At 57.9% G+C, this 21,574-nt stretch carries 17 protein-coding genes and 1 pseudogene; all 18 read right to left on the reverse strand.

The window, feature by feature from the left end; genetic code table 11:
- Window positions 1–3,360 carry a carbamoyl-phosphate synthase large subunit gene (gene carB / locus HMPREF2614_RS04605; protein WP_070560329.1) on the reverse strand — a complete coding sequence of 1,120 codons (3,360 nt, stop codon included), beginning with the start codon at window positions 3,358–3,360 and terminating at the stop codon, window positions 1–3.
- 24 nt (window positions 3,361–3,384) lie between these two features.
- Window positions 3,385–4,617, reverse strand: a complete 1,233-nt coding sequence (gene carA / locus HMPREF2614_RS04610) for a glutamine-hydrolyzing carbamoyl-phosphate synthase small subunit (RefSeq protein ID WP_371325818.1) — start codon at window positions 4,615–4,617, stop codon at window positions 3,385–3,387.
- Between the two features lie 38 nt (window positions 4,618–4,655).
- A complete protein-coding gene (locus HMPREF2614_RS04615; RefSeq protein ID WP_049181000.1) occupies window positions 4,656–6,017 on the reverse strand; it encodes a dihydroorotase in 1,362 nt (453 codons plus the stop codon).
- Entirely contained in the window at window positions 6,018–6,971 is a 954-nt protein-coding gene (locus HMPREF2614_RS04620; RefSeq protein WP_070560333.1) for an aspartate carbamoyltransferase catalytic subunit, read from the reverse strand.
- Window positions 6,968–7,537: a bifunctional pyr operon transcriptional regulator/uracil phosphoribosyltransferase PyrR gene (pyrR, locus tag HMPREF2614_RS04625; RefSeq protein WP_038628907.1), complete on the reverse strand. Its 570-nt coding sequence runs from the start codon at window positions 7,535–7,537 to the stop codon at window positions 6,968–6,970. The genes HMPREF2614_RS04620 and pyrR overlap by 4 nt, the downstream gene beginning before the upstream one ends.
- A gap of 434 nt (window positions 7,538–7,971) precedes the next feature.
- Window positions 7,972–8,493 (reverse strand): annotated as a pseudogene (gene nusB / locus HMPREF2614_RS04630) (transcription antitermination factor NusB); the annotation flags it as partial.
- A 48-nt stretch (window positions 8,494–8,541) separates the two neighbouring features.
- Entirely contained in the window at window positions 8,542–9,105 is a 564-nt protein-coding gene (gene efp, locus HMPREF2614_RS04635; protein WP_016422706.1) for an elongation factor P, read from the reverse strand.
- A gap of 88 nt (window positions 9,106–9,193) precedes the next feature.
- Window positions 9,194–10,366: a M24 family metallopeptidase gene (locus HMPREF2614_RS04640; RefSeq protein WP_038628903.1), complete on the reverse strand. Its 1,173-nt coding sequence runs from the start codon at window positions 10,364–10,366 to the stop codon at window positions 9,194–9,196.
- Entirely contained in the window at window positions 10,363–10,839 is a 477-nt protein-coding gene (gene aroQ, locus HMPREF2614_RS04645) for a type II 3-dehydroquinate dehydratase (protein WP_049180997.1), read from the reverse strand. The genes HMPREF2614_RS04640 and aroQ overlap by 4 nt, the downstream gene beginning before the upstream one ends.
- Window positions 10,839–11,945, reverse strand: a complete 1,107-nt coding sequence (gene aroB / locus HMPREF2614_RS04650; protein ID WP_038628901.1) for a 3-dehydroquinate synthase — start codon at window positions 11,943–11,945, stop codon at window positions 10,839–10,841. Before aroB ends, aroQ begins: the two co-directional genes overlap by 1 nt.
- A gap of 87 nt (window positions 11,946–12,032) precedes the next feature.
- A complete protein-coding gene (locus tag HMPREF2614_RS04655) occupies window positions 12,033–12,554 on the reverse strand; it encodes a shikimate kinase (RefSeq protein WP_038628898.1) in 522 nt (173 codons plus the stop codon).
- A gap of 40 nt (window positions 12,555–12,594) precedes the next feature.
- Window positions 12,595–13,782, reverse strand: coding sequence for a chorismate synthase (aroC, locus tag HMPREF2614_RS04660; protein ID WP_070560335.1), 1,188 nt, complete (start codon window positions 13,780–13,782; stop codon window positions 12,595–12,597).
- 94 nt (window positions 13,783–13,876) lie between these two features.
- Complete coding sequence (locus HMPREF2614_RS04665) at window positions 13,877–14,488, reverse strand: prepilin peptidase (RefSeq protein ID WP_052155608.1); 612 nt, start codon at window positions 14,486–14,488, stop codon at window positions 13,877–13,879.
- Between the two features lie 26 nt (window positions 14,489–14,514).
- The gene (locus HMPREF2614_RS04670; RefSeq protein ID WP_038628896.1) at window positions 14,515–15,330 is read right to left on the reverse strand and encodes a shikimate dehydrogenase; all 816 of its coding nucleotides are present in this window, start codon (window positions 15,328–15,330) and stop codon (window positions 14,515–14,517) included.
- 14 nt (window positions 15,331–15,344) lie between these two features.
- Window positions 15,345–16,571 (reverse strand): endolytic transglycosylase MltG, encoded by a 1,227-nt coding sequence (gene mltG / locus HMPREF2614_RS04675; RefSeq protein WP_038628894.1) that lies wholly within the window; start codon window positions 16,569–16,571, stop codon window positions 15,345–15,347.
- 258 nt (window positions 16,572–16,829) lie between these two features.
- Window positions 16,830–17,333 carry a Holliday junction resolvase RuvX gene (gene ruvX / locus HMPREF2614_RS04680; RefSeq protein ID WP_038628891.1) on the reverse strand — a complete coding sequence of 168 codons (504 nt, stop codon included), beginning with the start codon at window positions 17,331–17,333 and terminating at the stop codon, window positions 16,830–16,832.
- A 37-nt stretch (window positions 17,334–17,370) separates the two neighbouring features.
- Window positions 17,371–20,031: an alanine--tRNA ligase gene (gene alaS, locus HMPREF2614_RS04685; RefSeq protein WP_038628889.1), complete on the reverse strand. Its 2,661-nt coding sequence runs from the start codon at window positions 20,029–20,031 to the stop codon at window positions 17,371–17,373.
- Window positions 20,032–20,159: 128 nt separating this feature from the next.
- Window positions 20,160–21,545, reverse strand: coding sequence for a replication-associated recombination protein A (locus HMPREF2614_RS04690; RefSeq protein WP_370643280.1), 1,386 nt, complete (start codon window positions 21,543–21,545; stop codon window positions 20,160–20,162).
- Window positions 21,546–21,574: the final 29 nt, after the last annotated feature.

Raw genomic sequence — 21,574 nt, forward strand, 5'->3', positions numbered from 1 at the left:
TTAGACCTGCTCCTGAGCAGCCAACTCTGCCGGGTGGAGCTCCTGCAGAGCCTTAACGCTCATCTCACCGTTGCGCAGTGCCAGGATGCCTTGCAGTGCGGCGACAGCACCCTGAGCGGTAGTCACACAAGTTACGCCCTGGCTCACCGCAGCGGCGCGAATCTCGTATCCGTCAGAACGTGCGCCAGCGGAACCGGATGGGGTGTTGATAATGATGTCAACCTCACCGTCGCGGATCATGTCGACAATGTCGCGCTCGTCAGACGGCGCTTCGGAATCAGTCGTACGCTTTGCGACGACCTCACACTCGACACCGTTGCGGCGCAGCATGCCGGCAGTACCCTCCGTTGCCAGGATGCGGAAGCCCATATCCGCCAGCGTGAGAATCGGGAATACCAGAGTGCGCTTATCGCGGTTGGCCAGCGAGACGAAGATCGTGCCCTCGGTCGGCAACTCACCGAAACCGGCCAGCTCTCCCTTGGCGAAAGCAGCACCAAAGTTGTCGGCCAGACCCATGACTTCACCGGTGGACTTCATCTCCGGGCTCAGCAGGCTGTCGAGAGCGCGGCCCTCAAAGTCGCGGAAGCGGTTGAACGGCAGGACGGCTTCCTTAACCGCAATCGGAGCGTCAGCGGGCAGAGAACCGCCGTCGAAGTTGGACGGAATCATGCCCTCTTCGCGCAGTTCCGCGATTGTAGTACCCATCATGACGCGGGATGCGGCCTTAGCCAGCGGAACCGAGGTTGCCTTGGAGACAAACGGTACGGTACGAGATGCACGCGGGTTGGCTTCGATGACGTAGAGGGTCTCGTCCTTGAGTGCGTACTGAACGTTCATCAGGCCCTTCACACCGATGCCGTGTGCCAGTGCCTTGGTGGATTCACGCACCTTGTCGATGATGCTTCCGGACAGAGTCATCGGAGGCAGCGCACACGCGGAGTCACCGGAGTGAATACCGGCTTCCTCGATGTGTTCCATGACGCCGCCGAGGTAGACCTCTTCCCCATCACACAGTGCATCAACATCGATTTCGATGGCGCTGTCCAGGAAGCGGTCAACCAGTACCGGGTGCTCATTGGACAGCTCGGTAGCGCGGTTGATGTAGTCCTCCAGGGTGGCCTCATCGTAGACGATTTCCATGCCACGGCCGCCGAGGACGTAGGACGGACGGACCAGCACCGGGTAACCGATGCCAGCGGCAACCTGGCGAGCTTCTGCGAAGGAGGTGGCGGTACCGAACTCCGGCGCCGGCAGGTTGGCCTCAGCCAGGACCTTGCCGAACTCACCACGGTCCTCAGCCAGGTCGATTGCCTCCGGGCTAGTGCCGACAATCGGAACACCTGCGGTCTGCAGACGCTCAGCCAGGCCCAGCGGAGTCTGGCCACCGAGCTGAACAATGACGCCTGCGACCTTTCCAGACTGGCTCTCAGCGTGGTAGACCTCAAGGACATCCTCGAAGGTCAACGGCTCAAAGTAGAGACGGTCTGCGGTGTCGTAGTCGGTGGAGACGGTTTCCGGGTTGCAGTTGACCATGACGGTCTCGTAGCCAACGCGGGAGAGCTCGAGGGCTGCGTGAACACAGGAGTAGTCGAACTCAATGCCCTGGCCGATGCGGTTCGGACCGGAACCGAGGATGATCACCTTTTCCTTCTCGGTCTGCGGAACGACCTCGGACTCAGCAGCCGGGTCCAGTTCGTATGCCGAGTAGTGGTACGGAGTCTGTGCTTCGAACTCGGCGGAGCAGGTATCGACTGTCTTGAATACCGGGTGGATATTCAGGCGCCAGCGCAGCTCACGCACGCCGCCTTCCCCGGCCAACTCCGGACGCAGAGCAGCAATCTGGGCGTCGGAGAGACCCCAGTACTTAGCTTCGCGAAGTAGATCGGAGGTCACCACCGGAGCGTCGATAAGCTCCTTGCGGATATCCTGCAGGTTTTCCATCTCGGCAATAAACCACGGATCGAGGCCAGAAGCTTCGTGGATCTGCTCAATGGAAGCACCCAAACGCTGAGCCAGCTCAACGTCGTAGATGCGGCCTTCAGTCGGACGCTTCAGGTCCTCAAGGACAGCGTTGACATCGTTTGCGCGTTCACCTGCGAAGTCCTCATCCGGAACGGTCCAGAAACCAGCTGGCTTGTTCTCCAGCGAGCGCATGACCTTACCGAGCGCGCCGATGTAGTTGCGGCCGATAGCCATGGCCTCACCGACGGACTTCATGGTGGTGGTCAGCGTGTCGTCAGCACCAGGGAACTTCTCGAAAGCAAAGCGTGGAGCCTTGACAATCACGTAGTCCTGCACCGGCTCAAACGCAGCTGGGGTTTCACCGGTGATGTCGTTGGTGATCTCATCGAGGGTGTAGCCGATAGCCAGCTTGGCAGCAATCTTTGCAATCGGGAAACCAGTTGCCTTGGAAGCAAGCGCCGAGGAGCGGGAGACGCGCGGGTTCATCTCAATGGTGATGATGCGGCCGTCATTTGGATTGATGGCGAACTGGATGTTACAGCCACCGGTGTCAACGCCGACCTCACGCAGGATTGCGATGCCCTGGTCACGCATGGTCTGGAACTCGCGGTCGGTCAGAGTCATCGACGGAGCGACAGTTACCGAGTCACCAGTGTGGACACCGAGGGCATCAACGTTTTCAATGGAGCAGACCACGACAACGTTGTCGTCGCCATCGCGCATGAGCTCGAGCTCAAATTCCTTCCAACCGAGGATGGACTCCTCAATCAGAACATTGGCCTCGGGCGATGCGGCTAGGCCGCCACCTGCAATACGGTCGAGGTCTTCCTGGTTGAAAGCCAGACCGGAGCCCAGACCACCCATGGTGAACGAGGGGCGAACAACGACCGGAAGACCGAGCTCTGCAACAGTCTCATGGACTTCTTCCATGTTGTGGCAGACGCGGGAACGAGCGGACTCGCCACCAATCTTGGCGACGATGTCCTTGAACATCTGGCGATCCTCACCGCGCTGAATGGCCGGAATATCAGCGCCAATCAGCTCGACATTATACTTTTCCAGAATGCCCTCGCGGTCCAGCTGAATAGCTGCGTTCAGTGCAGTCTGGCCACCGAGAGTTGCCAGGACAGCGTCAATCGGGTTGCCCTCTGCAGCTTCCTTGGCCAGGATCTTTTCGATGTACTTGGTTTCAATCGGCTCGATGTAGGTGGAGTCTGCGAACTCCGGGTCAGTCATAATCGTTGCCGGGTTAGAGTTAACCAGCGTGACTCGCAGGCCCTCTTCGCGCAGCACGCGGCAAGCCTGGGTGCCGGAGTAATCGAACTCGCAGGCCTGACCGATAACAATCGGGCCGGAGCCGATAACCAGTACGTGGTTGATGTCTGTACGACGTGGCATGGTGTTAGGTCCCTTAGCCCTTTCCTACTTGTTCGAGTTTCCGGTTGCGGACTTGTTGAAATCGACCTTCTGAATCAGCTCCAGGAAGTCATCGAAGAGAGAGTGCGCATCGTGCGGGCCGGCTGCGGACTCTGGGTGGTACTGCACAGAAAAGGCCATGCCGTTCTTCAGTGCGACACCTTCAACGACGTCGTCGTTAAGGCAAGTGTGCGTAACCTCTGCCTCGCCCCACGGAGTATCGAAACTCTCGCCGGCCTTGCCTTCAAGTGCGAAGCCGTGGTTCTGAGCGGTGATAAAGATGCGGCCAGTGCGGTGGTCCTTCACCGGAACATTGACGCCGCGGTGGCCGAAGACCAGCTTGTAGGCGTTCAGGCCGAGTGCCCGACCAAGAATCTGATTACCGAAGCAGATACCGAATAGCGGCATGCCGTCATCGAGTGCGGCCTTGGCGACCGCAACCATCTCATCAGCAGTTGCCGGGTCACCCGGGCCGTTGGACAAGAAGACGCCATCCGGCTGGTATTCTTTCTTAATATCTTCGTACGGAGTGTTAGCCGGAACCACTACGACTTCCAGGCCACGCTTAGCCAGCTCACGCGGGGTGTTGGACTTAATGCCCAGGTCGTAGGCCACAACACGTGCCTTCTTCTCCCCCTGTGCTTCCACAACATAGGCCTGATCGGTGCTGACCTCGCGAGCCAGATCCGCGCCCTTCATCGCAGGCTGAGCGCGAACGATTTCCACCAGCTTATCGACGGGTTGCTGTGCGTCCTCACCAGAGAAAATACCAGCGGCAATCGAGCCATTGTCGCGCAAATGGCGAACCAGCGCGCGGGTATCAATCTGGCGGATACCGATGATGCCCTGTGCCTTCAGCTCATCTTCCAAGCTGCGCTCGGAGCGCCAGTTGGAGGGAATACGCGATAGATCGCGGATAATAAAGCCCGCTGCCCAAATCTTGTTTCCACGGGACTCGTAGTCCTCGTCATTCCAACCGGTGTTACCGATCTGTGGTGCGGTAGCCACAATCAGCTGTCGGTGGTAGGACGGGTCCGTCAGGGTTTCCTGGTAACCCGTCATAGCGGTGGTAAAAACTGCCTCCCCCAGGGTCGTACCGGTGGCGCCAAAACCGCGTCCGCGGAACACTCGTCCATCTGCCAATACCAGGACTGCCGCTGTAGCGGCCGCGGCCTGCGACTCGTTGCTCACGTTATTGCCTTTCAGTTGGGTAGCGTGCGAGGAATTTACATTAATCATACGGGACGCATATGAATCGTTATGCGTTGACATGAATATTATCCAGCGACCTCTCCGTTAAGAGCGGTCACCTTACCGCGCAGCACGGTAGCTGCCACGGACACGGCCATCTCCATTTCCTCATAAGGAGTGTTCTCGGACTTCGACGCCAGGTCTTCGCCGCGGACCGTCCACTTTTTGCCCGGGTCAACAACGGTCAGGTTGGCAGGCTCACCGACAGCGATTGGTCGGCCGTGTCCCGGCAGCTTCACAATTTGAGCAGGACGCTCACTCATGACCTTGGCCAGCCAGCGCCAATCACAATCGCCCTTCAAAACGAACTCTTCGGCGATGATTGGCATCGAGGTCTCCAGACCAAGCATGCCGGGCTTAGCGTGCTCGAACTCGCAGCACTTTTCTTCAGAGCCGTGCGGAGCATGGTCGGTAGCGACACAGTCAATAATCCCGTCAATCAGAGCCTGACGCAGAGCCAGGGTGTCGCGCTGCTCACGCAGGGGCGGGTTGACGCGGTAGACGCCGTCGTAGGTCTCCAGCTTCTCATCGGTGAGAATTAGGTGATGTGGGGTAACCTCGGCGGTCAGCGGAATGTCATGCTCCTTTGCCCACTTGACCAGCTCAACAGTGCCTTCGGTGGAAGCGTGGCAGATGTGCATGCGTCCGCCGTAGTCGCGAGCCATGATGGCATCTCGGGCCACGATGGACTCCTCGGCTACGCGCGGCCACCCGGTCAGGCCCAGACGTGCGGCGGTCGCACCTTCGTGGGCCGATGCATCTGCGGTCAGACGCGGATCTTCGCAGTGCTGCGCCAGCAATACGTCTTCGCCGCGGGCGTATTCAATCGCGCGGCGCATAATCAGCGGATTGTCGACGCACTTACCGTCATCGGAGAACATGCGTACCTTCGCCTGCGAGTCTGCCATCATGCCGAACTCGGTCAGCGTCTCGCCCTTCAGGCCCTTAGTAATAGAGCCGACCGGGTGAATGTCGCAGAGGTTCAGCGCCTGGCCCTTGAGCCATACCGACTCAGCAATCGAAGGGTCGTCGGTTACCGGAGCGGTATTGGCCATAGTGAACACTGCGGTGAAACCACCGCGTGCTGCGGCAGCCGAACCAGTGGCCAGGGTTTCCGTATCTTCACGGCCCGGCTCACGCAGGTGCACATGGATGTCGACCAGACCTGGCAGAAGAACGAGGGAGTCGAACTCCAGGACCTCTACCCCGTCCTCGGCCGTGAGGTTTTCGCCAATCTCAGCGATAACGCCATCGTCAATCAAGACGTCGACATCTTCGCCTTCACCGTAGGGACGCACACCCTTCAGCAGTAGTTGTCCCCGTGCAGGTGCTGCCAATGGTCCTACCTCGGGGTACGAGGCTTCGTCATATTCATTGCGATTCGACATTTATGCCTGCCCTTCCAAGTTGGCGGAAACGCTTGAGGTCAGCAGTGTGAAAAGAACTGCCATGCGGACGTGGACACCGTTGGCTACCTGCTGCAGCACGGCAGTGCGCGGCAGATCAGCGACGGCATCGTTAATTTCCATGCCACGAAGCATCGGACCTGGGTGCATCACAATGCAGTCGTCGCGAAGCATCTTCTCACGAGCCTTCGACAGCCCGTAGCGAGTGGCGTATTCGCGATGGGATGGGAAGAAACCTCCGTTCATGCGCTCCTGCTGAACGCGGAGCATCATCACGGCATCAGCATCTCGGATCTCGTCTTCCATGCGGTAGGCAACACGCACCGGCCAGGTCTCGATGCCAAATGGCAGCAACGTCGGTGGGGCGACGAAGACGACTTCGGCGCCGAGCTTGCTCAGGAGATCGGCGTTAGAGCGGGCGACGCGAGAATGCAGGATATCGCCAACGATGACGACCTTGCGCCCCTCAATTCCACCGAGACGCTGACGCAACGTCACCGCGTCCAGGAGAGCCTGCGTCGGGTGCTGGTGCTTTCCGTCACCCGCGTTGATGATCGATGGGCCGTTGCCAAATTCCTCAGTCCACTTGGCGATCAGCTGTGCCGCTCCCGACGATGGGTGCCTAACGACGATGGCATCGCCGCCGATAGCATCCAAAGTCAGCGCGGTGTCTTTCAGGCTCTCGCCCTTCTTCACAGAGGAAGAGGAAGCTGAGATATTAATAACATCGGCGCTCATCCACTTACCCGCAGTCTCAAAAGATGAGCGGGTGCGCGTGGAGTTCTCGTAAAAGAGGTTGTAAATAGTGCGGCCGCGCAGGGTCGGCAGCTTCTTAATTTCCCGACCGCGGATGACCTCCTTAAAACGATCGGCCTCATCCATCAGGCCGACAATTTCATCCTTGGTCAAATCCGCAATGCTAATCAGATGTTTCACTGTTCCTCCGCCCGGGTGAGAATAACCGCGTCGCGGCCGTCAAGCGCCTCGACCAGCACATCGACGTCTTCGTCGCGGGAAGTTGGCAGATTCTTACCGACGTAATCGGCGCGAATTGGTAGTTGGCGATGACCACGATCGACCAGCACTGCAAGCTGGATTACTCGCGGGCGACCGATATCAGCAATAGCGTCGAGTGCGGCACGAATCGTGCGACCTGAGAAAAGGACATCGTCTACGAGAACAACGGTGGTTCCGTCAATTCCGGAGTTCGGAATATTCGTGGGCTGCAGGGCGCGGTGCGGGCCCTTGCGCAAGTCATCCCTGTATAGGGTGATATCGAGCGATCCAGTTTCCGGACGTATGCCGGAGAACTGTTCAATCAAATCGGCTAGCTTTTCCGCCAGCGGCACGCCACCAGATGGAATGCCGAGGAGAACTACGCGCCCAGCATTTGGGCTATCCAGCGCAGTTTTTTCAATAATTTGGTGCGCGATGCGCGCGACGGTACGTGCAACTTCGTCTGCATTGAGCAGCTCGGTTGTTTGCGGCGTTCCTTCGCTCATCGTGACCTCCTTCCCCGCCTCTCAGTGCGGTCCGTTAAAGGATGTCTTGATTGTGGATATTTGATTATCAGTCTGCATGACCCGCAACTACGGTCGCGGTGCAAACTTCCGCTGACCAGAATAGCACCCACGCTTAGATTGCCTCTAAATGCAACAAAGCTCCAAGCCCCCAAAAAAGGGACTTGGAGTTTCAGACAATCCGCGAGAAACGACTGCGATTGACTCGCAGTAATCCCGGCCGCTTTTACTGGCTAGGACCCGTTCTCGCTCTTAGCCACGTCTTCAGCCACCAGCTTGGCAATATCGCTCATGTCCAGGCCGGTAATCTTAGCCATCTCATCGGAGTCGACCAATGCCTTGTCAGCTTCCTCATTTGCGGCAGCCTGTGCCTGGATAGCTTCATCGAACTGGGACTCGCCCACCGAAGTGCTCACAGCTGCAGCTGCCAGGCGTGCCTGGTCGGCAATCTTGGCTTCAGCATCGAGTACTGCGTTGATGTACGGTGCCGCCACATCAGTGGAGTATTCCGATGCCAGCTCAACGCCTTCCACCACGGCCACACGCGGAGGCACGTCGGAGTTGTAGAACAGCTCCCAGGTGGAAAGACGCAAAATAGCGCGGTCGACTGCCGGTAGGCGACGCAGCGGCCACTCCTCCGTCAGGTACGAAGAAATCGTAGAGTCGATACCGATGATCTCCGCAGCTACACCGCGCACAATCTGCTCGGTGTACTCCGCAATTGGATTCACATCCAAATCGGGATTACGGACCATTTCCAGCCGCTCTTCAAGAAGCTTGACGACGTCGACGCCTCGCTGCTCGGCCTCAAAAAGCAGATCTACTGCACGACGGCGCGCACGGTAGCGCGCGCCGTGGCGCTTGTAGTTAGGTTCGCGAACGTTCGCGGACTCCTGCGCATCCGAGGTGTCAACGGACTTGTGATCCTTTTCAGTCATGGATGTGTATGTATCGCTCTCAACAAAAGGGTGAACTAGATGAGGGAATTAGTGGTTGACGCGGGACAGGTAGGAACCGTCACGGGTGTCGACCTTCAGAACGTCGCCGGTTTCGATGAACAGCGGCACCTGAATCTCAGCGCCAGTCTCCAAAGTTGCCGGCTTGGTGCCACCGGTGGAGCGGTCGCCCTGCAGACCCGGGTCGGTCTGCTCAACCTTCAGTTCGACCGAAACAGGCATTTCAGCGAAAAGAACGTTGCCCTCATGGAAGGACACCTGGCAGGTGGTTTCCGGAAGCAGGAACTTAGCACCCTCCGGCATCTGAGCATCCAGGATGGAAATCTGGTCGTAGGTCTTGTCGTCCATGAAGACGTATCCTTCACCGTCGTGGTACAGGTACGTCATGTCGCGGCGGTCGACGGTAGCAGTCTCAATCTTGACACCAGCGTTGAAAGTCTTGTCAACAACCTTGCCGGTCAGAACGTCCTTCAGCTTGGTGCGGACGAATGCCGGACCCTTACCTGGCTTGACGTGCTGGAACTCCACGATCTGCTGAAGCTTGTTGTCGTGCTTGATAACTAGACCGTTTTTAAAATCTGCGGTGGTAGCCAACTAAACTCTCCTGAAATTGTTAAAAAGCTCTCTGACGAAACCACGATACTCCGTATCTCATCGAGAGAAAAATAAAAACGCCGTGATGTTAGGCTCGCGGTTTCGGCAGCTGTGTAATAATTTCCGGCTCGGTGTCAGTGATAATCAACGTATCTTCGATGCGCACACCGCCGAACCCCGGAACATAAATACCAGGCTCGATGGTCAACGTCATGCCAGCTGCCAACTTCCCCTTGCCGGTGCGAGCGGCAAATGGAGCCTCATGCACCTCGATACCAATCCCGTGGCCGGTGGAATGGACGAAGTGTTCCCCATAACCAGCATTTTCAATAATGTCCCGGCATGCTGCGTCAACAGCCACAACATCGGCCCCTGGCACGGCCGCTTTTACGCCGGCCAGCTGTGCTTCCAGTACGACGTTGTAAATCTCTCGGGCTTTCTCGTCTGCGAACTCCACACCGGCAACGATCGCGCCGGCCAGATCCGACGACGTACTGTTCGGATTGTTTTCGCTTGACGACGTTGCCGTCTCACCGGCAAAGAGGGTACGTGTCATATCGGAGTTGTAGCCCCCGGCAAAGGCACCAAAGTCAATAGTGACCAGGTCACCTGCCTCGATTACGCGATCTTCCGCTCCGTGATGTGGCTTGGCGGAATTCGGGCCGCTTGCGACAATCGTGTCGAAGCTGGGCCGATCGGCACCATGCATGCGCATCCGGTACTCCAACTCTGCGGCGACTTCGCGCTCCTTGCGGCCGGCGACCACGATGCCGTCGTGAAGCAAGTCCTCGAATGCGCGGACCGCGATGTCGGCGACGTGGCGCAGAGCGACGAGTTCCGTATCGGACTTGATTTCCCGCAGTTTAGAGACGACGCCCGTAGTCGATACCAGCTCGAGTGCCTGTGGACGGGCATCCTCTAGCTCTTGGTAAGCAGCCATGGTGAGGAACTCAGATTCAACACCAAGACGCGAAATATCCAACTTTCGGGCTTGACCGACGAGTGCCACGCCGGTGTTGCGGGCGGTGAGTAACTCCACGTCCGGTGCCTGCTTGCCAGCCTGAACCGTATAGCGGCCGTCGGTGGAAAGCAGCGCTTCCCCACTGGCCGCAACAATCAAACCAGCATTCGAGCCGTGGAAACCCGTAAGCCAACCAACATGCGTCGGATTGACTGTGAGGAAACCGTCGCAGTCGTTGTCGGACAATGCGTCGATAAGAGCGGCTCGGCGGGCGGCGTAGTTCGTGGAGATATCTGTCATAGTGTCGTACTCACCCTTCTCAGTGCCATGGAATAGCCATCAGTTCCACATCCGACGATAACGCCCGCGGCAAGCGCCGAAAGATACGAGTGATGCCGAAACTCCTCCCGGGCGTGAATGTTTGAAATATGAACCTCGTGGAAGCCCGGGCCGTCGGCAATCTCGGCGAGCGCGTCACGTAGGGCGACGGAGGTGTGTGTCAACCCTCCTGGATTGATAATTACTGGCCAACCGTAATCAGCAGCTTCGTGAACCCACTCGATGAGCTGACCTTCATAGTTGGATTGGCGGCAATCCACTACGACGCCAAGCTCCTTGGCTAGGGTACGAAGTTCAGATTCGACATCGGCCAAAGTAGTGGCACCGTAAATTTCTGGCTGACGCTTGCCCAGACGATCGAGGTTCGGGCCGTTCAAAACAAGCACGGTCGGAATCGCCGTCGTGGCATCCGTTGCTGCACGAAGAGAGGTCATTAGCGGGTTGACTCCTCAGATGCGGCCTGCCCACTGTTGCAGAGCAGTTCGTATGCACGCTCGAGGTCATCCATGCCCGGGCCTTCAAGACGGGCTGTTTCACCGGGGTTTTCCAGAATAACGAATCGGATCGCACCATCGCGGTTCTTCTTATCCCTGGTCATAGCATCGTAGAGCTCGGTAAAACGACCCGCCTGGTAGGTCGTTGGCAGCCCAATGGACTCTAGGATGCGACGGTGGCGGTCTACAAGTTCCTGATTAATATGTCCGGTGATCTTGGCCAGCTCGGCGACATAAACCATGCCTACAGCTACGGCGTGGCCATGGCGCCAACGGTAGTTTTCAAAGTGCTCAACTGCATGACCGAAAGTGTGGCCATAGTTAAGGATCTCGCGGAGGCCAGATTCCTTCAAATCCTCAGCGACAACGCGTGCTTTGACAGCAATCGCGCGCTCGACCAGTTCTGGCAAGTCACCGTCAACATCGAGGCAGGTCTGCGGGTTTGCCTCGTAAAGATCGAGAATCTTCGTGTCCGCGATAAATCCAGCCTTGATGATCTCTGCCGTGCCCGCAATCAGTTCAGCCTTCGGCAAGGTGCGCAGGACATCCAGGTCACAGAACACCGCGGCAGGCTCGTGGAAGGCGCCGACCAGGTTCTTTCCGGCTGCAGTGTTGATACCGGTCTTACCGCCGACAGCTGCGTCGACCATGCCGAGCAGCGTTGTCGGGACCTGGATAACCTTCACTCCACGCATCCACGCGGCGGCGACGAATCCACCGAAATCTGTGGCTGCACCGCCGCCAATCGCGATTACCGCGTCACGCCGGCCCAGACCGCGTTCACCAAAAGTGTCCCAAACTGTTTCAGCAACTGTGAGCGTCTTGCCCTCCTCCGCATCAGGAATCTGGATGCTGAAGGCATCGACTCCCTTGTCCGCCAGTGCCTTGATGACGCCGAAGCTCAGCTCTTGAACGCTCCCCTGGTGAATCACCGCAACCTGGGAGGCAAAGGTAACGGCCTCCGCAATCTGCTCGGTGAGTCCATGCCCCATGGTCACCGTGTACGGGGATGGGCCTTCAACACGGATTCTGCGGGTTGAGTTCATTGTCAGTCCCTAGTCGTTAGCGTAAGAAATGTATGGAGTTGCTGGTTATGCGGCAGTGATTAGCTACCGCCATTTAATAGTCGCCGGTTAAGCCTCGTCGCAGGTTTCATCGAGGTAGCTGAGGATCTCGGCTACAACGCGCTGCGGGGAACGTTCGTCGGAACGCACCTTGAAAGTGGCTGCATCTTCGTAGAAAGCTCGGCGAGCCTCATAGAGTGCGCGGTAATGAGCCTCTGGGTCAGCCGCCTGGAGTACCGGGCGCGAATTGTTACCCGCGGTACGGCGGACGCCCTCTGCAATGCTGATCTCGAGGTAGACGACGTTATGGTCTGCCAGCAGGTCACGGGTCGCCTGCGAAATCACGGCACCACCGCCAAGTGAGACGATTCCGTCGTGGGTCAGAGCCTCCGCCACAACTTGTTCCTCGATGCGGCGGAATTCCGGCTCTCCCAGCTCGGAAAAGACTTCCCCACAAGTCTTGCCCATGCGCTGTTCAATCATCTCATCGGTATCCGTAAGTCTCGTGCTCAATGCACGAGACAGTCGACGACCGATGGTGGACTTTCCCGATCCGGGCGGTCCGACAAGGACAATAGTAGGAACGGACATTCCCCTCGTTTTACCCTTCTTCGTGTGCGCGACAGTGGCGCTATTTCCAATCAAGGCGACGTCGAGTCTGCTCCAAGTAGCCCTCAACGTTACGCTTGGTTTCCTCCAGGCTATCGCCGCCGAACTTCTCCATTACTGCACGCGCCAGTACTAGCGCGACCATTGCCTCTGCGACAACACCGCCGGCCGGGACCGCGCAGACATCAGAGCGCTGGTGGATCGCGGTAGCTGCATCGCCGCTGGCCATATCAACGGTCTTCAACGCACGCGGAACGGTCGAAATTGGCTTCATCGCAGCACGTACAACGAGAGGTTGAGCATTAGTCATGCCACCCTCCAGGCCACCGGCGCGGTTAGTTTCACGATCCACGCCGTCGTCGGTACGCACCATTTCATCATGGGCCTCGGTGCCACGGCGACGGGCTTCCTCAAAACCGTCGCCGATCTCCACGCCCTTGACGGACTGAATTCCCATCAAGGCACCTGCAAGCTGCGAATCCAGACGGGCATCACCGGAAATGTGCGATCCCAGCCCCACCGGCAGACCGTGGACAACGATCTCGACGATGCCACCGAGAGTGTCGCCCTGCTTCTTGGCGGCCTTGATTTCGTCAATCATCGACTCCTCCGCAGCTGCGGAGAATGCACGCACTGGCGACTCGTCAATCTTGTCCTGATCGGCGAAGGTCGGCAGTGGCCCCTCGTAGGGCTCGGAACGACCGATGGAAATAACGTGGCTGACAACTTCCACACCGAGAGTCTCACGCAGAATTGAGCGGGCCACAACTGATGCCGCCACACGTGCTGCAGTCTCACGAGCCGATGACCGCTCCAGGATGTTTCGAGCATCGGTGTGATTGTACTTCAGCATGCCGTTGAAATCGGCATGCCCCGGGCGCGGGCGGGTTAAGGTGGCGCCACGAGCTGTATCCAAAACAGCTGGCTCAACCGGATCCGGGCTCATGACCTCAGTCCACTTGGGCCATTCGGAGTTGCCGACCATTATGCCAATCGGCGATCCCAGCGTCTCACCATGTCGAATGCCAGTCAGCAGCGTGACCTCATCAGCCTCAAACTTCATTCGCGCGCCGCGACCATAACCGAGACGGCGGCGTGCGAGGTGGCGTGATACGTCATCTGTAGTCAGGGGAAGTCCGGCTGGCGCACCTTCTACGAGAGCGATAAGCGCTTTGCCGTGAGATTCACCCGCGGTAGTCCAACGAAGCATAGGTATCATAATGTCACGTTTGCCGTACTTCTTGTGCATTTGGGGGCATACAAGTTTCAAATATGCCCCATTTTATCGCCCCTGGTCTACCGCTTCAGGGGACTTGTAGGTGCCCTCCGCTTATCCCCCACACAATGGCAGTTGCTGCAAGCATTGCAGGCCCATGAGGCACGCTCGCCGGCACACGCGCGGTTTTTGCTTTACGACGGTCACCCCAGCCCCGCTTTCCCGCCGTGACTACTGCGATGAGGAGAGTGAGTCCCGCAGCCAACAGAATTGCCACTGCAATCCAGATCGCTGCCGCCACCGGCTCGCCCGATACCACACCGACACCGCCACCGAGAATTGCTGCGAGCTTCACATCTCCAGCCCCCATAGAGCGTCGGTTGATTATGAAGACTGCTACATAGAGGCCAAACCAGAGGCCTATTCCTGTTCCTATGGCTGCGACTGCACTGGCGAAATCGTCAGCCAAGGTGCCTTTATGCTGGAGCACCATTCCAGTGATCGCTATCAGGCCCACTCCCCCTAGCATCAACCACCAGTTCGGCAGTCTTCGCCGGATCACATCCAACCAGCAGCCAGTACCGCCCCAGCCGAGAACAAGCAACACGACTAGGTAATAGAAAACCCGGTCAAGGTAGACCGGGTCAATCCTGTGCTGTCCAATCGGAGACAGCCCTATCTCAGTTATGTCCCACCCCATAACTTTGGGATTGTAACGGGTGTGAGTTAGATCGGCAGCGCTGCACGCATCGCCTCGACATCGGGAGTGCGCCCAGTGAACTGCTCGAACTGTCCCACCGCTTGATGTAGCAACATGGACAGTCCACCGACCGCCTGTGTCCCTCCGCGTTCGGCTGCTTTCACAAGTGGGGTTGGCCAGGGATTGTAAATAACATCGAGAATCTTCGGTGCTCGAGCGAGGTAGCCAGCAACCGATTCAATTGCGGCTGACGGCACCGTAGAGACCAGCACGTCGGCATTGCCAGCAATATCTGCCAGGTTTGGAGCGTCAAAAGTCACCCAAACAAATTCCATCCCCAGCGCGGCAGCTAGCGGTTCAATGTCATATGCGCGCTTGGAGCGCGCTATTACAGTCACATGATTGACACCCAGCTGCGATAGCGCCCAAAGTGCCGGTCGTGCCGTGCCACCGGCACCAACAACAACGGCGCGACCACGTGGTGCGTTCGTGCAGTCAATCTCGCGCAGTGCTCCCAATACACCGTCACCATCAGTGTTGTCGGCGAACCAGCCCGAATCGCGACGGACCAGGGTGTTCGCCGAACCAATTAGCCGTGCGCGCTCACTGACTTCATCGGCGAAGTCCAGCGCGGCAAACTTGCCGGGCATCGTGACGGAAAACCCCTGGAAACTGGGGTCTGCGCCACCAACGACGTCGGCAAGCTCTTCGGCGTTGCACCGAATGCGGTCATAGTGCCAGTCATTCATTCCCGCAGCGCAGTAACCGGCGTTGTGAATAGCCGGCGAGTACGAGTGATCAATCGGATCTCCCAGCACGGCTGCGCGATGAGTTATAGGCATAGGAGTTCTACCTCTTAGCGGTTCGAATCCAGCACGCCATTGCTGCGTGACTCGTCAATAGCGGCCTCGTGCTCTTCGAAGGTCGTGCTAAAGACGGTATTCCCTTCCTTGTCCACCGTGACAAAGTACAGCCAGGTGCCGTCAGCCGGATTTTCCATGGCACGAATCGCCTCGATGGAGGGCGAAGCAATAGGGGTTTCCGGCAGCCCCTCCTTGGCGTAGGTGTTCCATGCGGTCTTTCGCGCGCGGTCCTCATCCGTGGTTGCGATTTCCTGATCCGGCAGATCGTAATTGACTGTCGAGTCGAACTGCAGCTGCATCGGCTCCTCCAGACGGTTCAGAATAACGCGAGCGACCTTATCGAAGTCACCATCTGGCGACTCCATCTGAATCAGAGAAGCTGCGGTAATCAGCTCGTATGGAGACAGACCAACCATGTCCGCTGAAGCCATGAGCCCTGTGTCCTCATAGTTCTTCACCGATTCCTTGACCAATTTTGCCAGCATCTGTTCGGGCGTCTGCTGCGGGTCAAGGTGATGAACACCTGGCGTAATGAGTCCCTCAAGACGACGAGGGTCGTTGCCACGCGCAGTTACCGCGTCCCGTGCCCATTCTGGAACACCGAGCGCGGCCAAATCAGCCTCGCCAGCAGCACGTTCGAGATCGGTCTTGGACACGCAGTCATTGTCCTCAACGCAAGTGGCCTCTGAAATAAGCGAGAAAATTCCCTTACGCACATCCGATGAGGACACAATGCGGGTATCGGCGAAACGGGCGCCAGTCGGAATGTCAACGGTACCGACCTGATTTTCGACATCCAGAAGAGCCTCGACGGTCTCATCGGCCTTCATCCGCTGGTGGAGTCGGTAGAAACCCGGCTGCAATTCACTTGAATGGGAGTTTTCATTCGCGGCCTGGATGAATGCACGGGAAGACTTGACGACGCCGCTTTCCACCAATTGGTTGGACAAATCAGTAAGTGACGTGCCTTCACTGACCTCAACAATCGTCATTGGCCCCTCGGCTTTGCCGTCGTAATCGTCTACAATGCCCCCACGATTCCAGACGAGGCCAATCACTGCGAGGACGAACACGCATAACAGGACAGAAGTCACATTGATTGCCACTGCCGTTTGGCGGTGGCGAACCCGAGGCTTTGTCCCACCGCTGCGAGCACCAGCGCGGTCCCGGTCGTCACCGCCGCTACCAGTGCGGCGCGCAGTCTGCGCGTCTTTACTCATCAATAATCTCCTCGAACGCAGCTCACTCTCCCATCGGTATCAGCGCGGAGTCTTCCCATTTGGGTGCGACACGCGACTAACAGCGACTGGTACGACATAGCTTTACGACGAAGTCGTAGCACTAGGTTGCATTGTAGGTGTGAATCGCCACTTCAACTTTTCAAATCCCATGCACGCAGAAACGTGCTCAGATATTACACACTTAATAATTGCGCAAAGGTGGGTGAATTGTCACCTTTCGGTAACTTTTGTGTGCCCCTAGTCGGTATTTTCGTCCAAAGATTTTGCCCGTCTGTCCAACCAGGATTGTAGAATTTCTACTGCCGCAGCCTGGTCAATAATCTTCCGCCCGGACTTAACATCAATACCTGCTGCGTGCAGCCTTGATTGAGCCATTACCGTCGTCATCCGTTCATCGGCGTAATGCACTACGACTCGGTCACCGAGTCGGCGCTGCAGCCGGAATCCAACGTCAGTAGCTTTCCGCGCAGAAGTCCCGAACGTGCCGTCGAGCATAAGGGGCATCCCGACAACAATCTCGACGACCTCAAGTTCAGTGGCGAGTCCCACGAGCCGGTCAATATCCGGCCCGTCAGGATCTTTTCGCCCCGTTGCTCGAGTGACTGTTTCAACCGGGGTCGCCAGGATACAGTCGGGGTCAGAGACTGCGACACCAACGCGGACATCGCCGACGTCGATTCCGAGCCGCCGACCCCAACCGGGATCATCCTGACCGGGGGTATCAATGCGGGGCTTAGCCATTGTTTACTGCTCTTCCGATAGCACAGCCGTTAATTGACTACTTGGACAGTTCGGCCTCAACAGCGGCCAATGCTGCGTCGATACCGGAGGCATCAGAGCCGGAGCCCTGTGCCATTGCCGGTTTACCGCCGCCCTTGCCGCCGACCTCGGCGCCCATCAGCTTCACCAAATCGCCGGCCTTAATACCGCGATTGACGGCTTCATCCGAAACCGAGGCCACAAATGGAACCTTGCCGCCAGCGTTGGAAATCAACGCAATAACGCTTGGGCGATCCGCAAGACGCTTCGCCAAGTCATTAGCCAGCGAACGGATGTCCTTCATCTCCGTACCGTCGGGAAGCTTAAGGCCGAGGTAAGTAACATCGCCGATGGTGCGAGCGGACTCCAGGTGAGATGCGGCATTGGCCAGCAGCTGTCCGGCCTTGAAATCAGCGAGCTGCTTCTCTGCAGCCTTGAGCTTCTCAGCCAATGCTGCGATGCGGTCTGGCAGCTCAGCAGACGGAGCCTTGAATTCAGTGGCCAGTCGTTCAGCCAGGAGACGCTCGGTGGACAGGTAGCGGAAGGAATCCATACCCGAGTAGGCCTCAATACGGCGCACGCCCGATCCGACAGAGGACTCGCCCAGCACAGCTACCGGACCAATCTGCGAAGAATGCGAAACGTGGGTACCGCCACACAGCTCAATTGAGAACGGGCCACCGACCTCGACAACGCGGACGATGTCGCCGTAGTTTTCGTTGAACAATGCCATGGCACCAGCGGCCTTGGCCTCTTCCAACGGCATCTCGGCAGTATTGACAGCCCAGTCGTTGTCGACAGCCTCATTGGTAATCTGCTCAATCTCACGGAGCTGTTCCGGTGTGAGCTGCTCACCGTACTTGAAGTCGAAACGGAGGTAGCCCGGCTTATTCATGGAACCAGCCTGAGTTGCAGTATCCCCCAGTACCTGACGCAGAGCACCGTGAATCAGGTGAGTTGCAGTGTGCGCCTGACGAGCACCGTGACGCCACTGCTCGTCTACCAAAGCTTCAGCGGAGACGCCCGGGGTAAACTCACCGGCTGTGACGATGCCCTTGTGCAGCCACAGCTTCTTGCCCACCTTTTGGACATCGTTGATGTGGACCACAGCGCCGGAATCAGTCACGATTCGACCACGGTCAGCCAGCTGACCTCCGGCCTCGGCATAGAGCGGAGTGCGGTCGAGGATAACCTCAATCTCATCGCCCTCTGCGGCAAACGCCTGCTTCTGGCCATCGGCAATGATGCCGAGAATCGTGGATTCGTCGGCAAGCCGATCGTAACCAGTGAAGGACGTCGGGTGTTCATCGATGAACTCGCGGTAGACGTGCAGGTCGGTGTGCGACTGTTTCTTTGCCTGGCTGTCGGCCTTTGCACGCGCACGCTGCTCAGCCATCTCGCGATCGAATTCCTCGCGGTCGATGGTCAGGCCAGCTTCTTCGGCCATCTCGATGGTCAGGTCGATTGGGAAGCCGTGGGTGTCATGCAGGGTGAAGGCATCGTGACCGGATAGAACGGTTTTACCCTCTGCCTTGGCCTTGGTGGCCGCGCGCTCGAACAGCTCCTCACCAGCGGACAGAGTCTTGGTGAAGGTCTTTTCCTCGGCGACGGCGACGCGGCGAATACGGTTCCAGTTCTCCGCGATCTCTGGGTACGACGGGGTCATGGTCTCGGCCGCGATACCAATCAGCTTCTCCAGCACTGGACCGTTAGCTCCGAGCAAGCGCGCAGAGCGGATAATACGGCGCAGAAGGCGACGCAGAATATAGCCACGATCGGAGTTCGAGGGAGTGACGCCGTCGAGCATCAGCATCAAGCCGGTACGGCTGTGGTCAGCGATGACGCGGAAACGGATGTTGTCCTGGTGGTTCGAGCTGTATTTCGAACCGGTGAGCCGCTCTGCCTCGTCGATAACCGGACGCAGTAGGTCAGTTTCGTAGACGTTGTCGACACCCTGCAGCAGGAAAGCAACACGCTCGATACCCATACCGGTATCGATGTTCTTCTTCGGCAACGGGCCAAGAATCTCGAAAGAGTCCTTGCCTGTTCCTTCGCCACGCTCGTTTTCCATGAAGACGAGGTTCCAAATCTCGATGTAGCGATCCTCGTCGGCCTCTGGGCCACCATCAGCACCGTACTCCGGGCCGCGATCGTAGAAAATCTCTGAGCACGGACCACACGGGCCAGGTACACCCATGGACCAGTAGTTGTCCGCCATACCTCGGCGCTGAATGCGCTCCTCCGGTACACCAACCTTCTCGTGCCAGATGTCATGGGCCTCATCGTCGTCGAGGAAAACCGTTACCCACAGCTTCTCAGCCGGGATGCCAAAGCCGCCGTCCTCAACAGCACCAGTCAGAAGGCTCCATGCATGAGTGATGGCACCTTCCTTGAAGTAATTTCCGAATGAGAAGTTACCCGCCATCTGGAAGAAGGTGTTGTGGCGAGTGGTGATACCCACCTCTTCAATGTCCAGTGTGCGCACGCACTTCTGAATCGAGGTCGCGGTGGAGAAGTCCGGAGTCTCATTGCCGAGGAAGTAGGGCTTGAACGGCACCATGCCGGCATTAACGAACAGCAGGTTCGGGTCATCCAAAACCAGGGAGGCACTGGGGACCTCGGTGTGTCCCGCCTTTACGAAATGCTGGATGAAGCGATTTCGAATTTCATGAGTCTGCACGGTGTTCTACTTCCTCGTTTCACGTCGAGCGTCCGAGATGTTTAATACAAAACTAGCAGTCTACCCGCTCGGTTCGAGCAACTTTAAAACCACCCCACCGGCACCCCGTAGATCCCGACCGATCTCGCCTACTTCGATTTCCGGCGGCTCCCCCGGATAATTCGGCGAATGCGTCCGAGGTACTCAGCCATGCCGTTTTCACGACCATGATTGGATGGAACGAAATAATCAGTGCCCACCAACTGATCTGGTGGATACTGTTGGGCAACGACACCCATGGGGTCATTGTGCGGGTAGATATAGTCCACCGCGTGACCAAGGTCCTTAGCCCCGCTGTAATGTCCGTCGCGCAAATGCGGTGGCACCGGCCCGGTCTTCCCGGAACGAACATCCTTCAACGCCCCGTCGATTGCGCTTATGACCGAATTGGATTTCGGTGCCGTGGCCAAGTGAATCGTGGCCTGCGCCAGCGTCAGCCGGGCTTCCGGCATGCCTATCAAGGCAACGGCCTGCGCCGCGGCGACGGCGGTTTGCAGTGCTGTCGGGTCTGCCATACCGATGTCTTCGCTAGCCAGAATTACGATTCGGCGGGCAATAAACCGAGGGTCTTCCCCACCCTCAATCATCCGCGCCAAGTAGTGCAGGGCAGCATCGACATCAGACCCTCGAACGGACTTAATAAACGCGCTGGTGACGTCGTAATGCTGGTCGCCATCGCGGTCATAGCGAACCACGGCCCTGTTGATCGAATTGGCAAGCGACTCAGAGGTAATCTGCTCACCGTCGGCTACGGCTTCTGCGGCTGCCTCGAGGTACGTGAGGGAACGACGAGCATCACCAGCTGCCAGCGCAATGAGTTGATTACGTGCATCGTCTGTCATACTGACGCGACCATTGAGGCCGCGCTCATCAGTAAGTGCTCGATCAATGAGCGTGCCGACGGCTTCGTCATCCAGTGGCTGCAACTGTAACAACAGTGATCGACTGAGCAGCGGGGACACCACTGAGAAGGATGGGTTTTCCGTCGTTGCCGCAACGAGAAGGACAATCCGATTTTCCACGGCACCCAACAGGGCATCCTGCTGGGTCTTAGAGAAGCGGTGCACCTCGTCGATGAAGAGCACCGTTTGAATGCCCTGATTAACGAGCGTGCGACGAGCAGTATCGATAACCGCACGCACTTCCTTCACCCCGGCATTAAGCGCGGAAAGCGCTTCAAAGTGTCGACCGGTCGCCGCGGAAATCAAACTGGCAAGAGTGGTCTTGCCAGTTCCAGGAGGGCCAAACAGAATAACGGAGGTGTCGCCGCCCCCCTCGACCAGACGGCGCAACGGTGCTCCGGGTGCTAGCAGGTGGTCTTGACCAACGACTTCATCCAGGTTTCGCGGTCGCATCCGAACAGCCAATGGCGCATGTGCACCTGGGTGGAAATAGGTGTTCGCATCGGAGTTCAGGCCAGTGCTTGCTGGCCCCGCACCCCGACCTTGGCTCTTGGCCGCCGCAGGGCCGGCAATCGAAGGCTCGTCGAAAAGCCCTGGAGCGT

The sequence above is a fragment of the Corynebacterium sp. HMSC074C11 genome (assembly GCF_001809455.1).
Classification (GTDB): Bacteria; Actinomycetota; Actinomycetes; order Mycobacteriales; family Mycobacteriaceae; genus Corynebacterium; species Corynebacterium amycolatum.

What these genes read in the sequence shown, in the direction of transcription:
- carB (WP_070560329.1), bottom strand. Translation starts at nt 3,360, where the DNA reads ATGCCACGTCGTACAGACATCAACCACGTACTGGTTATCGGCTCCGGC.
- carA (WP_371325818.1), bottom strand. Translation starts at nt 4,617, where the DNA reads ATGATTAATGTAAATTCCTCGCACGCTACCCAACTGAAAGGCAATAAC.
- HMPREF2614_RS04615 (WP_049181000.1), bottom strand. Translation starts at nt 6,017, where the DNA reads ATGTCGAATCGCAATGAATATGACGAAGCCTCGTACCCCGAGGTAGGA.
- pyrR (WP_038628907.1), bottom strand. Translation starts at nt 7,537, where the DNA reads ATGAGCGAAGGAACGCCGCAAACAACCGAGCTGCTCAATGCAGACGAA.
- HMPREF2614_RS04640 (WP_038628903.1), bottom strand. Translation starts at nt 10,366, where the DNA reads ATGACAGATATCTCCACGAACTACGCCGCCCGCCGAGCCGCTCTTATC.
- aroQ (WP_049180997.1), bottom strand. Translation starts at nt 10,839, where the DNA reads ATGACCTCTCTTCGTGCAGCAACGGATGCCACGACGGCGATTCCGACC.
- aroB (WP_038628901.1), bottom strand. Translation starts at nt 11,945, where the DNA reads ATGAACTCAACCCGCAGAATCCGTGTTGAAGGCCCATCCCCGTACACG.
- HMPREF2614_RS04655 (WP_038628898.1), bottom strand. Translation starts at nt 12,554, where the DNA reads ATGTCCGTTCCTACTATTGTCCTTGTCGGACCGCCCGGATCGGGAAAG.
- aroC (WP_070560335.1), bottom strand. Translation starts at nt 13,782, where the DNA reads ATGCTTCGTTGGACTACCGCGGGTGAATCTCACGGCAAAGCGCTTATC.
- HMPREF2614_RS04665 (WP_052155608.1), bottom strand. Translation starts at nt 14,488, where the DNA reads ATGGGGTGGGACATAACTGAGATAGGGCTGTCTCCGATTGGACAGCAC.
- HMPREF2614_RS04670 (WP_038628896.1), bottom strand. Translation starts at nt 15,330, where the DNA reads ATGCCTATAACTCATCGCGCAGCCGTGCTGGGAGATCCGATTGATCAC.
- mltG (WP_038628894.1), bottom strand. Translation starts at nt 16,571, where the DNA reads ATGAGTAAAGACGCGCAGACTGCGCGCCGCACTGGTAGCGGCGGTGAC.
- ruvX (WP_038628891.1), bottom strand. Translation starts at nt 17,333, where the DNA reads ATGGCTAAGCCCCGCATTGATACCCCCGGTCAGGATGATCCCGGTTGG.